Here is a 14,991-nt window from a genome sequence, read left to right as displayed (position 1 = left end):
ATGAAACTAAGCGTGAAACTGACCCTCTGCATGCTGGGGCTGCTCTCGCTGCTGTTCGGGATCGGGGGCAGCCTTTTGATCTCGACCTCATTTCAGGTCACGCTCGAGCGTGAAAAGGAGGGGGCCTACAACGCCTATCAGATGGTGCTGGGCACCTTGCAGGTGGTCAACAGCATACAGGGCCCGTCCGACTACGAAGAGATTTCCCAGACGTTGGAGCAGCTGTCCCGGCAGAACGCCGGCTCCTTTTCGTCGCTGCGGCTCTATTCCGACGCCGGGCCGATCTATGAATACGGCTCAAAGCCCGTTTCGTCCGGCGGGAAGGCCCTTCCCGGCAGCTGCACGATCCGCTGCGCGCGGGGCGGGGACGGCGCGCGCCTCCTGACCCTCTCGGGGGCGCTCCAGGCGGGCGGGGAGACCCTCTACCTGGATATGGCGCGCGACATCTCGCCGCTCTTTGCATCGCGGCATACCCAGCAGCAGATTTATCTGCTGGTCTTTTTGCTGATGGCCGCGCTGTGCGCGCTGCTCTCCTACAGCATTTCCCGGGTGCTCACCCGCCCGCTGGTGCGCCTGTCCAAAGTGTCCCGCGCCATTGCCAAAGGGGAGCTGTCCAGCCGGGCGGATATCCGTACCGGGGATGAAATCGGCCTGCTCGCCCGCGATTTCAACGCCATGGCCGGGGCGCTGGAGGAGAAGATTGCCCAGCTTCGGGAGGCGGTCGAGCGCCAGGAGCGCTTTGTGGGCAGCTTTGCGCATGAGATGAAAACCCCCATGACCTCCATCATCGGCTACGCGGACCTGATCCGGGGCCAGACACTGAGCGCCGGTGAGCAGGCCGAGGCGGCGAACTATATCGTCAGCGAGGGGAAGCGGCTGGAAAACCTGTCGCAAAAGCTGTTGGAGCTGCTGGTGCTCAAAAACACCAGGATGGCTTTTTCAAAGGTCCGCCCCGCCGCATTGATTGGGGGGCTCGCCGCCCGCCTCGGACCGGTATATGAGCGGCAGGGGATCGTCCTGAGCTGCGTGTGCGGGGAGGGGGAGTGCCTGCTGGAACCGGAGCTCGTAAAATCGCTGCTCATCAACCTCCTCGACAACGCGCGAAAGGCGATGGAGGGGAAGGGCGGCAGGATAACGGTGCGCGCCGTCATGCTCCCGGACGGCTGTGAAATCGCCATATCGGACGACGGGCGCGGCATCCCGCCCGAGGCTTTGGAGCACCTGACAGAGGCCTTCTACCGGGTGGACAGGTCCCGCGCGCGCCAGCAGGGCGGCGTGGGACTCGGGCTGGCGCTCTGCCGGGAGATCGCCAACCTGCACGGGGGCTCCCTGCACTTTGACAGCCGCCCCGGCGAGGGGACGACGGTGACGGTAAAGCTCAGGGGAGGCGCGGCATGAAACGAATGAAAATTTCCAATATCCTCGCGGTTCTGTGCACCCTTTTGCTGGTGGCGGCGGGCGCCTGCCTGCCGCAGGTCGTCTCCCGGCTCCTCGACCGCCGCCTGTGGCGGGAGACGACGAAGCGGGAGGATGCGTACGTTTCCCTCCTGCTCTCGCAGACCCCCGACCTCTTTCGCACATTGGAGCTCTTTCGCACCCAGCACTCCGAGATACTCCTGTCCGAGGGCTACCGCATGACCGAGCAGGAGGTGAAGGACGCCGCCGCCGGGGCGCTGACGGAGTTTTTGACGCCGGCCCTGCAGGAGGATGGGGCCGTCTACGTCCACCCCAAGGTTACGCCGGTTCTGCTCACCGGCGGGGAGGCCCCCGCCCTGTCCGGCGTGTTCTGGCACTGTGTGTGGGAGGATGGGATCGGGGAGGACGAGGTCCTCTGGCTGGACGACGAGAGCGGGAAGATGGTGGCCTATGAGGGCTATCTCAGGCAGCCGACCTTCGTCGAATCGGAATATCTGATCGCCTATGCCGTGGGCACGCCGGAAGACGCCGCCCGGCAGGTGGCGGAGTTTTGCCGCCGGTATTACCCGGTCGACGACGTGCAGCTGGCTTTGGAAAAAACGGATGTCGACGGGGAACGCTATTCGCTGGTCCTGTCCAAGGACAGCGATGGGCGGACAAAAACCTGCAGCGTGCCGCTGGGCCTGCGCGACGGATGGATCTCCTTCAATTTTTGATGGCGTTTTGATCCCGTTTTGCTGCCAATGTGAAAAAACACCTTGCTATCCTGTTGTTTAGAAACAGATGGGAAGGTGTTTTTTATGTCCGGACATGGACGGGCCCGCAGGGGCCGCGCGCGCAGGAGGAGAGGGAACATCCGCCAGGCCGGTTTGAAAATTTTCCTGACGGCAATCATCGTGGCTGGCGGGCTGTTGGCCGGAGCGATCGGGGCAAGCCGTGCGCCGGGCCCCGGTTCCGGGGCGGCGCAGCCGGGCGGGACGCAGTCCGGCAAAAGTTTTCAAGGGGAAGCGGATGTTGGACAGGCGCCGCTTGGGGAAGAAAAGACGGGGGAGCCGGACGCCGTCAAAGACAGCTCTTCCGCACAGGCCGGGCAGCCTCAAAAGGAGGACTGGAGGCTGATCCTGGTCAATCCCTGGAATGCGATCCCGGAGGGATACGGGGTGGATTTGGCCCAACTCAAAAATGGACAGGCCGTGGATGAGCGCTGCTATCCCGACTTGCAGGAGATGATGGACGACTGCCGGGACCAGGGCCTCTCGCCGCTCATCTGCTCCTCCTACCGTTCACAGCAAAAGCAGGAAGCGCTGTTTGAAAACCGGCGAAACAGCCTGCTGGCGCAGGGATATTCCCAGGAGGAGGCGCGCGCCGAGGCCGGGAAGGCCGTGGCGCTCCCGGGCACCAGCGAGCATCAGCTGGGCCTGGCCGTGGATATTGTGGACCTTTCCAACCAGAACCTGGACGAGAGCCAGGAAGATACCGCCGTCCAGGGCTGGCTGATGGAGAACAGCTGGAAATACGGCTTTATCCTGCGCTATCCCAACGGCAAGAGCGCGTTGACGGGGATCATCTACGAGCCGTGGCACTACCGCTACGTCGGGCGGGAGGCGGCACAGGAGATTTACGAGCGGGGCGTCTGCCTGGAGGAGTACCTGCAGGCGTGAGAAGGCGGGGGCCGTTGAGCGGATCAACGGCCCCCGCTTTTGATCCGGGGATTTTACAACTCGATAACAACCCTATAGTAGAATCGGAAGTGAGGTGAAAGTGATGGCAAATATTTTGGTGGTGGAGGATGAGGTGCTCATCAGCGAGCTGATCCGGCGCAACCTCTCGCTGGTCGGGCACGGCTGCGACCCGGCCTTCGACGGGGACGAGGCGCTGGAGAAGCTCTCCGGCGGGCGGTACGATCTGATGATCCTGGACGTCATGCTCCCGAAGCGGGACGGCTTTGCGGTGATGGGGGAGGCAGAGGGCCTGCCGACCATCTTCCTGACGGCCCGCGACGGCCTAAATGAGCGGATCACCGGCTTTTCGCTGGGGGCGGACGACTACATTGTCAAGCCCTTTGAAATGCTGGAGCTTTTGGCCCGGGTGGAGGCCGTGCTGCGCCGCACCCAAAAGCATGCCGGCACATTTGAGCTGGACCAGGCCCGGGTCGATTTCGGCAGCCGCCAGGTGTACCGCGGGGATGCGCTGCTGGAGCTGGTCTGGGGCTATGACTTCGAGGGGGAGTCGAGGACGGTGGACGTGCACATCCAAAAGCTGCGCCGCAAGCTCGGCTGGGAGGAGCGGATCAAAACGGTGTATAAGCTGGGCTACCGGCTGGAGGCGCACGGATGAAAAACAGGACCTTTTATGCCACCTTCCTTTTGTTTGTGCTCGCCATTTATGCCGGGCTCTTCGGCCTGTCGCTGGTCACGCTGCACGACGCTGTGCGGCAATCCAGAGAGCAGTGCCTGAGCGAGCAGTACATCATCTCCTCGGCGCTCTACCGCGACATGGGCTCCTTGGCCGGACGCGCGCTCGAGCCCGGCGCGCGGCTGGAGAGCCTGGTGCAGCCCTACCTGTACCTCGCCGGCAACCGCGGGGCGGCCCTGGGCGTGTACCGCGACGGGCGGCTGCTCCATGCCGCCGGGGCGTCCAGGGAGGAGCTTTCGGGCGCCCCGGCGAGGGGAGCCGGCGCGGCGCGTACCGCCGTGATCGAACGCAGCGGCGGCCGGTATTATTGCAGCGTGTCGGGCGCGCTGCCCGAGCCGTTCGGCGGATTCCAGGTGCTGTACCGCGCCGACATCACCGCGCGCATAAACGAATGGGAGCGCCGGGACGGCGCCATGATGCTGCTCGGCGGGCTTCTCTCGCTGGCCTTGGCGGTGCTTTTGCTGCTGCTGCTCGGCCGGCTGTTTTGGCCGCTGTCCGAGATTACGCGGCTCTCCCGGAGGATCGCCTGCGGGGACTACGCGGACCGCCTGCCGGAACAGGGACGGGATGAAACCGCGATGATGGCCCGCAGCTTCAATCATATGGCCTCACAGATCGAAGGCAAGGTGACCGAGCTGGCCGCGGCGGCCGAGAGCCGGCAGCGCTTCATCGACAACCTCGCCCATGAGCTGCGCACCCCGCTGACCGCCATCTACGGGTATGCGCAGTATCTGCGCAGCGCGGCGCTCGGCGAGGAGGAGACCCGGTTCGCGCTGGACGCGATCCTTTCGGAAAGCAGGCGCATCCAGGTGATGGCCGGCCAGCTGATGGAGCTGTCCGGCCTTCGCGGCGGGGAGATCGGGATGGAGCGCCAGGACCTTGAAAAAATCGTGGAGGCGCTTCGGAGCACACTGGCGCAGAGGCTTTGGGAGCGGGGGATCGTGCTGAAGGTTTCCCTGGAGGTGAAGACGGTCACCGGGGACCACTTCCTCCTGCAAAGCCTGCTGCTCAATCTGATCGACAACGCGCTCAAGGCGAGCGGAGACAATTCGGCGGTCGCCGTCACGTCCTACCGCCAGGACGGTTGCCCCGTGATCGCGGTCACGGACTGGGGGAAGGGGATGGAACCGCAGGAGCTCGAGCGCATCACGCAGCCCTATTACCGCGTGGATAAGGCGCGCAGCCGCAAGGACGGCGGGGCGGGGCTCGGACTTGCCATCTGCCTGCAGATCGCGCAGCGGCACCATGCTAGGCTCGTCTTTCGCAGCGCGCCCGGGCGCGGCACCACGGCGCTGGTTATTTTTACAGCTCCATGATAACTTGATGATCACTTTACAACACCTGGCGGGTATCCTTGGAACTGTGATCACAAACAAAACAAAAAGGAGCGGTCAATATGAACAGGAAAAAACAAATGGGACAGGGGAACGCGAAAGCCCTCCTGGCGGCCGCGCTCACCATAGGCGCCGCTACGTCGGCGTTCTGGGGGCTCACGCAGGTCGCGCTGGCGGCGCAGGTCGGCAAGCCGCAGACGGTGCAGACCAGCTATCCGTCGGGGCAGGCCGCAGGAGAGCAGAAGAAATCCCAATCGGTATCAAACGAAAAGCCAACGTACCGCCTCGTGGACAACGACCTGGAATATTACCGGGACAAAAAGCCCACCAGCTTGGACATCTCCCGCGAGGAGGCGGCCGAACGCGGCGTGCAGGGACTTTACAAGGTGTTCGGGCTGGACATGGACGGCAAGGAGATCGAAATGGCCTATAACCCGGCCCAGGGCGGCCACCGGGCGACCTGGGAGGGGAACTGGTGGCCCGACGGCAGGAAGAGCGGCCCAGAGGCTTATGTGCAGTCCTATGGCTTCAGCGTGGATGCGGTTTCGGGCGAGCTGCACGCCGTGAGCCACAGCAGGGTATTGTCCCAGGAGACGAATACCGGATTCGATGCGGGCCTCTCCCGGAGCAGTGGGGAGTATGGCGGCCTTGCCAGGGAGCTTGCGGTGAAGCTCGGCGCGGTTCAGGGGAAGGTCAAAACGGTGGATTACGCGGGCCAGGGGACGTCGAACAACGACCCCGACATCTTCTTCAACATTACCGGGGAGGGCGGCGAACGCGCCCAGCTGCGGTTTTCCCGTTTCGATCAGGAGCTGCTGGGCGTCACCTTCGATCCGGGCATGAAGGAGATGGACGTTTCCATCCGCGATGCCGAGGAATTTGCCAAGCGGGCCGAGGCATATTTTAAACTGAACCCCGATGCGGCCACCTATGAGGAATAGGGGCAAAAGGCCGGGCAACCGGAATCCGTCATAATTGCGCCGCCTCCCTCGTAAGTTGTTGATAGCGGTACCATCCGCAAAGCTGACGGAGGAGGCCCGGCGATGAATCTGGACCAGGAATGTAAGGCAGCGCTCGACCTGCCCTATCCCCCCGTGCAAACGAAAAGCCGCCGCCTGGACTATGCCCACGCCATGCAAAGCAACGTGGGGAGCGGCAATTCCGAAATGACGGCGGTCAGCCTGTATTTTTACAACAGCGTGATCCTGAACCCGGATTACGCGGACTTTGCGCAGTGCTTTCACAGGATTGGCATCGTGGAGATGCACCATCTGGATATATTCGCAACCCTCGCTCATCAGATGGGGCTGGACCCGCGGCTGTGGTGCACCCGCAACCGGACGAAATGCTACTGGACGCCCGCTTACAACTCCTATCCGCGCCGGGTGCGGGAGGTCGTTGAGCATTCGATCCGGGGGGAAGAGGCCGCGATCAAAAAATACAGCAGGCAGGCGGATGAAATCTGCGACGAGGACATTGTGAAAATCCTCGAGCGCATCCTGCTGGACGAGCGGCGCCACATCGAAATCTTTCATGCCATGCTGGCTCTGCTGGCATAGGTGACCGACAAAATGAAAAGAACCGCCGCACCAAAAGGTGCGGCGGTTCTTTTCATTTTCGGCTATTTTTCCTGGGGCGCGCCCCCGTTTCCGGCAGAATGCAGGCAGTCGGCCAGGGCCTGGCACAGGCGCGTCAGGTCCACCGGCTTTGGCACAAACCCGTTCATCCCCGCCGCGGCCGCGGCCTCCTCATCCTCTTTGAACGAGTTGGCGGTCATGGCGATGATAGGGACGCTCTGCGCCTGCGCATGGGCGCAGGCGCGGATTTCCCGGGTGGCCTGCAAGCCGTCCATGACCGGCATGCGGATGTCCATCAGGATCACCTGGAAATACCCCGTCGGGCTCTCGAGAAAACGTTCGAGCGCCTGCTTGCCGTCGCCGACGCGCTCGGTGCGGACCCCCTTCGTTTCCAGCAGCTCGACGGCGATCTCGGCGTTGAGGTCATTGTCCTCCGCGAGCAGCACCCGCAGCCCCTGCAGATCCTGTTCCCCGTCCTTGTGCTCGGGCGGGGCGGCCTCCTGTCCGGCCGGGAAGGAGAGGGTAAAGAAGAAGCGGGTGCCCTCGCCGGGCGTGCTTTCGAGCCCCAGCTCGCCGCCCATGGCGTTTACAATGCTCCTGCTGATGGGGAGCCCCAGCCCGGTCCCCTCGCTGCGCGCAGAGCTGGTGCCCAGCTGCTCGAAGGCGTAGAAGATTTTTTCCTGGGCCTCGCGGGGGATCCCGATGCCGTTGTCCTCCACCTCGAACGTGTAGGACGACCCCTCGTCGTTACAGGACGCTTCCCTTACCCGCAGCCGGATCTCGCCGCCCTCGGGGGTGAACTTGACCGCGTTGGAAAGCAGGTTGACCAGCACCTGCCGCAGCCGGACCGGGTCGCCCGCAAGGGCGTCCCGGCCGAGCCGGCAGTCCATTGTGAACGTCAGCTGACGCTGCTCGGCCTGGGAGCGGATGACGGCTTCGGTCTCCTGCAGCACCGTGTGCAGGGAAAAGGCTTCCCGGCCCAGATGCAGCTTGCCGTTTTCGATCCGGGACATGTCCAAAATGTCGTTGATCAGTGCCAGCATATATTGGGAGGAGCTGCGGATTTTTTCCAGCTTCTGCGAAGCGCCCTGCGGCAGCCCCGGCTCCATGCTCGCAAGGTCGGTCAGCCCCACGATGGCGTTCATCGGGGTGCGGATTTCGTGGCTCATATGCGAGAGGAACTCGCTCTTCGCCTGGCTCTTGGCCTGCGCCTGTTCGAGCTGCGCGCGCATGAGCGCGCCCTTGACCCGCACCCGCATGGCAAAGAGGATGCCGAAGAGCACCATCAGCAAAAAGACGCTGAGGATGGCGGCGAAGGTCATGGGATTGGCATAGATCAGGTCGGGAAGGGACATGGAGGTGTAGCCGAGAGACACCAGGTTGCGGTCCAGGATGGCGTTTTTGTCCGCCTCGCTCAGGCTTCCGATGCCCTTGTTGAGGACGGTGAGCAGCTTGGGCTCGATGGGACGTGCCAGGGCGAGGGAGACGCTGGTATTGTTTCCGGTCCGGGTGATCGGCGTCACGTTGACGTAGCGGTGGGACTGCATCTCCCGGTCGATCTGGGCGGACAAGCCGTAAAAGAAGTCCAGCTCGCCCCGGTTCACCGCCTCGAGCCCCGCGCGCATGCTGTCGAAGTAGAGCACCTGCTCCGACCCGATTTCAGGCGGCATGGCGCGCCCCTCGATGATGCCGCCCACCAGCCCGTCGGCGGGGAAGCTGACCGCCTTGTTCTTGGCGACGATGTTGTTGAGCCCGGCGTATTCCTTGGTCAGAGCCAGCCCGTGCTCGAAGGCGTCCTCCTGTGAGTCGATGTATCCGCCCATCACGTCCGCCTCGCCCGCCAGGACCATCTGGATGGCCTGCTCATAGGTGTCGGCAAAGACGTACTCGGCTTTCAGCCCCGTGTATTCCTCCAGCATGTCAAAGAGTTCGACGAGCAGCCCCTCGTGGCTGTCCCGCTCGTCGCCGACACAGTAAAAGGGATGCCAGTTTTTGAGGGTCGCCACCTGCAGCGTCCTCTTCCCGGCGACATAGGCGCGCTCCTCTTTGGTGAGCAGGAGGGAGGCCTTGGTCATATTGGGGAAATGCCGGGCGTAGCTTTCATTGGCAAACTCCGGGTCGGACTCCAGGATGTTCCCGAGCGCCATGTCGAGCCCCTGCAGCACCTCGTCGTTCCCCGGGGCTGTCACGATGTAATAGGGCTGCGCATCGAACGAGGCGACCGCGCGGAATCCGCTGTACATCTCAAGGTCGTTGCCCAGCAGCAGGTCCACCTCACCGGAGAGCAGGTAGGAGTACAGGTCCTCCCCGTTTTCCATATCCTCGTAGCGATAGTAGACCAGCTCGCAGTTCAGATCGTTCATGGTCAAAAATTCGTTGAGACGCCGGATTTTTTCCGTCGCCCTCTCATAGACGCCGATCCGCATGCCGTTCAGCGTTTGCAGGTCATACCCCTTGAGCCTTTCGTCATCCCTGCGGCAGAGCAGGACCGCCCTGCTGTGGCCCATACTGTACTGGGGATAGGCGAAATACTGCTCAAAGTCGGGGGAATAGTAGGTTCCGCCCATCAGGTCGAACCGGCCGTCTATAAAGTCGCTGACCACATCGTTGGAATCAACATCGATGTATTCGTATTCCCATCCGGTATATTTGGCGATTTCGTTGAGGTGGTCCACCAGCATCCCCTTGCGGTTGCCGTATGAATCGAGCTCGCTGACCCCGGGGGTGGTGGGGAAAGCGACCCGCAAAACACGGTCCTCCTGCGCCTGCGCGGCCGCCACAGGCTGCACGGCGAGCATGCCGGCCGCCGCCATCAGCACGGCCAGCGCCTTTGCCGCCCGTCTTATCCATCTGGAAGGACTGATCGCTCGCATTCTCATTCTTCCACTCATTTCATCGGGTATTAGGTTACTACCCCTTTATCTTATAATAATCGGGGTCAAAACACAAGGACTATAAGAAATCATCACCATTCATTTATATAATAAATAAGTTTTTATTAAGACTTTTTAAAAACATATTTACAAATAGAAATTTGGCGTGTATAATGAGGGTACCAAAATATTTTGAGGAGGGAATCCCTATGACAAAGCGTATGGTACGATTTGCGGCAACCTTCGCCCTGGCCTCCCTGCTGTTTGGATGCAGCACGGGCGGGACGGACACCGACCAGCCCGCGCCGGACAGTGCCCCGGCCGTAAGCCAGGGGGGACAGGAGCCGGCAGTCCCGGTCATCCCCGAGACTGCCATTAAAATCGTCCTCGAACCCTATTATGTTTGTTCGGCGGCGTCAATTGGGATTGAAAAGGGATGGTACAAGGAGCTGGGGATCAGCTTCGACCCCGAACCCTATGGCACCGTTATCACCGGCGAGGACACCACCCAGTATGTCGCCTCCCGAAAGGGAGATATGATCGACCAGCCCACCGTACAGATCATGGGCGCAATCAAGGACCTGCCCCCGGTCAAGACCTTTGCCTTCAACTCCATCTTTTACGGCAGCGTGGTGCTCGGGCAGCCGGGAACCAAGACGGTGGAGGATTTTAAAAAAGAGGGCCACAGTGAGGCCGAGGCCGTGAAGCTGGCCGTCGCGCAGCTGAAGGGCGGCAGCTTCGCCTATGACGGCACCGCCTCCTCCCACAGCTTCGTCACCTCGGCCTTGCAGATGGGGGAGCTGGGCCTGCAGGACGTCAGCTTACAGGCCTTCGGAGACTCGGAGATTGTCTCGATGATGCTCACCGGGCAGCTGGACTTCTGCGGCGGAATGGGACTGAGCGCGGCACAGGAGCTGATGAATAAGGGGATGGTCGTGGTGGTGAGCGCGAGCGACATCGTGGCCTTCGCCAAGGCGTCGGTCGATTCGCCCGAGTTGCGCTCGGTTTTCCAGGTGGGCTGGACCACCTACGACAGCTATATCGAGGAAAACTATGACACCATCCTGCGTTTCTCCAGCGTCGTCTTCAGGGAGGCGCGCTTCATCAACGAAAGCCGCCAGGAGGCGATTGCGATCCATCTGCCCTTCATGAACTCGATCAGCGGCAGCCAGAATACCGAAGCGGATATGGAAAGCGCCTACAGCGTGCTGACTCCTTATTTTTCCTTCGAGGATCAGTACGATTGGTTCTACAATAAGGAATCCCCGCTCTACTTCGAGTATTCGATCGGGGCCTATATCCAGGACTGGGTCGAGAAGGGATATATCCAGCAGGGTGAACTGTCGGTGGATGACATCTGTATCGCCGACGAGGTCTACGCCAAAATGCTCGAACTAAAAGAAGAGGCCGAACTGAACTTTACACAGGCCGATGCGGCCATCGCGCAGGGGAGCGAGAGCGAGGCGCTGGAAACGGCGAAGGAACTGCTGGAGAAGGCCCGATATTATCATGAAAACTACGATTACCTGGATGCGAAGAATTTTTCCGAGGCGGCCATACAGTGGGCGGACTATTCCAAGATTTAGGCGGTGAAGGGGGAAGTCAAAGGTGAAAACGAAGGGCAGATCCCGCTTGCAACTGTGCGATCTTCTCAAGGTTCTCTCGATCCCGGTCCTGCTGGCAGTGTGGCATCTGATGTCCCTGTGGCTGGGCAGCTACCGGCTGCCCAATGAGATCACGGTGTTAAAGGGCCTGTTTACCACGCTCTTTTCCTCGGAGAAGCTCAATATGGCGGGCGCCGGCGATCACGGCTTCTGGCCCCATGTGGCGGCGACCTTCTTAAAGGTGACGGCAGGGTACACCCTGGGCAGCCTGCTGGGGGTGCTGGCGGGGATGCTGATGAAGATGCACAAAAGGCTGCGGTATTTCCTCCACCTGCCCATCGATGTTTTGCGAACCGTGCCGCCCATCGCCTTCGTGCCCATCCTGTTCATGCTTCTGGGCAGAAGCGTGGCGGTGCAGCTGGCGGTGATCGTGCTCTACTCCTTTCTGACCATTGTCGTCAACACGATGAACGCCATTGGAAACGTCCCGCCCATCTACCAGCGCTATGCCCTGACGCTGGGCGCCTCCCGCACACGGGTGCAGCGGGACGTGATCCTGCCGTGCATCCTGCCCGAGCTGCTGGGCGCCTTTCGGGTCGGGATCATCTGGGCCTGGGGCTATCAGGTGATCATCGAGATGATGGGCTCAGAGCACGGGCTGGGTAAGGTGTTTTATCATACCAAGCTGATGAATGCGCTGGATTTGGTGTTGATCGGGGTGGTCTGGGTGATCATCCTGGCAGGGGTCACCGATCTGCTGCTTGGCCTGTTCTGGGGGCGTGCGACCAGGTGGCAGGAAAAAGTGAAAAGCGAGGCGGTGAAGAGATGAAGGATAAGATCGTGCTGCAAAACCTCTCTAAAACCTTCCAAACTGAGTCGGGAAGGGCGGTACCGGTGCTGGAGGATATAAACCTGACCATCCGCGACAACGAGTTTTTGCTCGTCATCGGCCCCTCCGGCTGTGGGAAAACGACGCTGCTCTCCTGTATAGCCGGCTTCGAGGAGCCCACATCAGGGGAAATCCTCATGGACGGGGAGGTGGTCAAAGGTCCCTCAGCCCAGCGGGGGGTGGTCTTTCAGGAGACGGCGCTCTTCCCCTGGCGCAGGGTGGAAAAGAATGTAGAATACGGCCTCGAGGTGCGGGGAATGCCACGCCAGGAGCGCAAAAAGATCGCGCAGAAGTATCTTGAAATGGTTGGGCTGCAGGACTTTGCCGACGCCTATCCCAAGGAGCTGTCGGGCGGGATGAAAAAACGTCTGACCATCGCCACGGTCTACGCGAACAACCCTGAAGTGCTGCTGATGGACGAGCCGTTTTCCGCGCTGGACTATCCGACCAAATGCCGATTACAAATGGATTTGATGGACCTGTGGACCAAGGAGAAAAAGACGACCGTCTTCATCTCCCACGATGTGGAGGAGGCGGTGCTGCTCTCCGACCGGATCATTGTGCTCAACCGGCATAAGATCGCGCTGGAATATCAGAATCCCTTCCCGCGTCCGCGTCGTGACGAGCTGCGCTCCGACCCAAAATTTATCGAGGCCAAGGAGTACATAAAGGGGGCCTATTGGAATGAAAGCCAGAAAGCACAATAGGGAAAAGCTGCTGTTCGAGCTGATGAGCGTTTTTTTGATTGTCCTTTGCTGGGAGGGTTTAGCGGCCCACTTTGCCAAAAGCTATGAAAACGGCTCCTACCTTTTCCCCTCCCTCTATTCCGTCCTGACGCGCTCCTTTTTAAACCTTTCGGCTTTCTACGGGATGGGAGGGTTGGGGACGGGAAATTACGGGGTTGCCCCCTCGGCGTTCGTCTCGCTGAGCGTAATTGCCTACCACACCGCGCGTACCTTCCTGCGGATCGCGGCGGGCTTCCTGATCGGGGTGTCGCTGGGAATATTCTGCGGGATCCTGTATAAGGCGAACCGGTATTACCACGCCTTCACCAGCATTCCATCGCGGATTGTGAGCATCGTGCCGCAAATGGCGCTGATCACCCTCTTTCTCGCTTGGTTCGGCGATTCGGAGGCGGGTTATATCCTGTTTATCGCCTTCGGCATTTTTGTGGCGGTCTACATCAATACGGTCAACGCCATCGAAAACCTCCCGCCGGTCTACCACAAGTTTTCCAGTACGCTGGGCGCTGGCAAGGCTCGGTTTTATTGGAGCGTCGCTCTGCCGGGGATCATCCCCGAGCTGAGCGGTTGTATGAAGATGATCGTCGGGCAGGCATGGGCGCTGTCGATGGCCTCGGAGTTCATCTCCTCGCAGAATGGCTTGGGGCGGATCATCGTGCTGGCCAGGCAGCGCCTGGACACCGGGATCATCCTGATCGTTTTGTTTTTGTATGTGATCTATACGCTGCTCACCTTGAAGGTGCTCTATCGTTTGTGCGCCTACCTCACGCGATGGCAGCCGCAGATGGAATCTAGCGCGCAGACGACAAATGGAAAGAAGGGATAAGCGGTGGATGAAAAAACCTATTTTGAGGAATATATCGACGAAATCGAGATCATCAACACCCACGACCACACCATGGCGCCCGAACAGGCGCGCCGCCGCGCGCAGAAGGAGTCCTACCTCTACGATGTGCTGCTCGCCAACAACAACAGCGGCTTTTTGAGTTATCTGCCGGACGAGAGGTGGCGCACCACCCAGTTCGATTTTGGGGATGCGCTGGGCAATCACCGGGACAGCTGCGAGGCTTCGCCCGCCCAGCTTTGGGAAAAGCTCGCGCCGGTCATCTGGCGGGGAAAGGCCTCGCCCCACTTTCGTATGTTCATGGAGGGCTGCCGCGACCTGTTCGGGTTGGATTTTGCGATTCCCGAAAGCGAGGAGCAGTGGACCATCTTTTCGCAGCGCATGCAGGCGTCGAACCAGCGCGAGGATTGGTACGACCATGTGCTGCGCCAAAAGGCGCATATTGAAAAGACCCTCGTGGTCGGGCGGGCGGACCCGAGACAGGTTGAACGCGAATACTTCCTGCCGCTGCACAATCTCGGGGATTTCCTCTCCGGCTTCGATTCGGGCGTGCTGCAAAAATTGGAGCAGCAGTACGGCAGGAGGGCTGAGAGCTTCGCAGACTTCGAGGAGCTGCTCCGCCACGCTGTCAAAACGGCCAAGCAGCAGGGCGTGGTGGCCATCAAGGACATGCAGGCCTACAAGCGGTTTATGAACTACAAAAATGTCACCCGCAACGATGCCAGAAAGGCGTTCGAGTGCGTCTCCCACAACGGCTGGGCGATGAAGAGCATAAGCGGCGAGGACATCACCCGCTTCCAGGATTATACCATGCACCTGATCCTCTCTCTGGCCGGGGAGTATGGTCTGCCGGTGCAGATCCATACCGGCTCCCCCGCGCCGACCGACCAGAGCAATCCCCTGCTGCTGATCGACCTGATCGAATCCCATCCCGGGACGGACATCGTCGTCCTCCACTGCGGGGGGGCTTACTACCAGCAGTTCGTGATGACCGCCAAATACGCCAGCCATGTCTATCTGGACCTGGCCTGGCTTCTGACCGGCTTCCCCGGACCGAGCGGTACGCGCAGGCTGCTGGGTGACTGGCTGGAGCTCGTCCCCTGGGACAAGTTTACCTGGGGGGCGGACTGCGCGGTGGTCGAGGAGACTTACGGCACCTTCCTCACGGCCCGGCGCGTTCTTGCGCAGGTCCTGGCCGATAAGGTGGGGGAAGGATTTATCAGCCGCGGCGAGGGGGAGCAGATTGCGCGGATGATCCTGCGCGAGAATGCGAAAAAACTTTATCATATTTAGCGG

Annotated in this window: 13 protein-coding genes; 12 read left to right on the top strand and 1 reads right to left on the bottom strand. The window is 60.9% G+C overall.

The window, feature by feature from the left end:
- The 7 genes from B5477_RS01135 (at position 1) to B5477_RS01105 (ending at position 6,724) form a co-directional block, all read left to right on the top strand.
- Complete coding sequence (locus B5477_RS01135) at positions 1-1,398, top strand: sensor histidine kinase (RefSeq protein ID WP_079698010.1); 1,398 nt, start codon at positions 1-3, stop codon at positions 1,396-1,398.
- Positions 1,395-2,132: a hypothetical protein gene (locus tag B5477_RS01130; RefSeq protein ID WP_143533520.1), complete on the top strand. Its 738-nt coding sequence runs from the start codon at positions 1,395-1,397 to the stop codon at positions 2,130-2,132. The genes B5477_RS01135 and B5477_RS01130 overlap by 4 nt, the downstream gene beginning before the upstream one ends.
- A gap of 84 nt (positions 2,133-2,216) precedes the next feature.
- A complete protein-coding gene (locus B5477_RS01125; RefSeq protein ID WP_079698008.1) occupies positions 2,217-3,077 on the top strand; it encodes a M15 family metallopeptidase in 861 nt (286 codons plus the stop codon).
- Positions 3,078-3,180: 103 nt separating this feature from the next.
- Positions 3,181-3,753: a response regulator transcription factor gene (locus B5477_RS01120; RefSeq protein WP_079698007.1), complete on the top strand. Its 573-nt coding sequence runs from the start codon at positions 3,181-3,183 to the stop codon at positions 3,751-3,753.
- The gene (locus tag B5477_RS01115; protein ID WP_079698006.1) at positions 3,750-5,147 is read left to right on the top strand and encodes a sensor histidine kinase; all 1,398 of its coding nucleotides are present in this window, start codon (positions 3,750-3,752) and stop codon (positions 5,145-5,147) included. The genes B5477_RS01120 and B5477_RS01115 overlap by 4 nt, the downstream gene beginning before the upstream one ends.
- A gap of 80 nt (positions 5,148-5,227) precedes the next feature.
- On the top strand, positions 5,228-6,106 hold the full coding sequence (locus tag B5477_RS01110; RefSeq protein WP_079698005.1) for a hypothetical protein: 879 nt from the start codon (positions 5,228-5,230) through the stop codon (positions 6,104-6,106).
- A 102-nt stretch (positions 6,107-6,208) separates the two neighbouring features.
- The gene (locus B5477_RS01105) at positions 6,209-6,724 is read left to right on the top strand and encodes a ferritin-like domain-containing protein (RefSeq protein WP_079698004.1); all 516 of its coding nucleotides are present in this window, start codon (positions 6,209-6,211) and stop codon (positions 6,722-6,724) included.
- A 62-nt stretch (positions 6,725-6,786) separates the two neighbouring features.
- On the opposite strand, the gene B5477_RS01100 is transcribed toward B5477_RS01105, so the two are convergent.
- Positions 6,787-9,615, bottom strand: a complete 2,829-nt coding sequence (locus B5477_RS01100) for an ATP-binding protein (RefSeq protein ID WP_079698003.1) — start codon at positions 9,613-9,615, stop codon at positions 6,787-6,789.
- Between the two features lie 209 nt (positions 9,616-9,824).
- On the opposite strand from B5477_RS01100, the gene B5477_RS01095 reads away from it, so the two are divergent.
- From B5477_RS01095 to B5477_RS01075, 5 genes are read left to right on the top strand one after another with little or no spacing between them, the layout of a single operon-like run.
- Positions 9,825-11,201 carry a type 2 periplasmic-binding domain-containing protein gene (locus tag B5477_RS01095; RefSeq protein WP_079698002.1) on the top strand — a complete coding sequence of 459 codons (1,377 nt, stop codon included), beginning with the start codon at positions 9,825-9,827 and terminating at the stop codon, positions 11,199-11,201.
- A gap of 22 nt (positions 11,202-11,223) precedes the next feature.
- On the top strand, positions 11,224-12,048 hold the full coding sequence (locus B5477_RS01090; RefSeq protein WP_143533519.1) for an ABC transporter permease: 825 nt from the start codon (positions 11,224-11,226) through the stop codon (positions 12,046-12,048).
- Positions 12,045-12,815, top strand: coding sequence for an ABC transporter ATP-binding protein (locus B5477_RS01085; RefSeq protein ID WP_079698000.1), 771 nt, complete (start codon positions 12,045-12,047; stop codon positions 12,813-12,815). Before B5477_RS01090 ends, B5477_RS01085 begins: the two co-directional genes overlap by 4 nt.
- The gene (locus B5477_RS01080; RefSeq protein ID WP_079697999.1) at positions 12,793-13,677 is read left to right on the top strand and encodes an ABC transporter permease; all 885 of its coding nucleotides are present in this window, start codon (positions 12,793-12,795) and stop codon (positions 13,675-13,677) included. The genes B5477_RS01085 and B5477_RS01080 overlap by 23 nt, the downstream gene beginning before the upstream one ends.
- A gap of 3 nt (positions 13,678-13,680) precedes the next feature.
- Entirely contained in the window at positions 13,681-14,988 is a 1,308-nt protein-coding gene (locus B5477_RS01075; protein WP_079697998.1) for an amidohydrolase family protein, read from the top strand.
- The last annotated feature ends 3 nt before the right edge of the window (positions 14,989-14,991 follow it).

The sequence above is a fragment of the Provencibacterium massiliense genome, from assembly GCF_900169495.1.
In the GTDB taxonomy this organism is placed as follows: Bacteria; Bacillota; Clostridia; order Oscillospirales; family Ruminococcaceae; genus Harryflintia; species Harryflintia acetispora.
The sequence above is the reverse complement of the archived record's forward strand: the minus strand, read 5'-3'. Positions and strand labels throughout refer to the sequence as shown.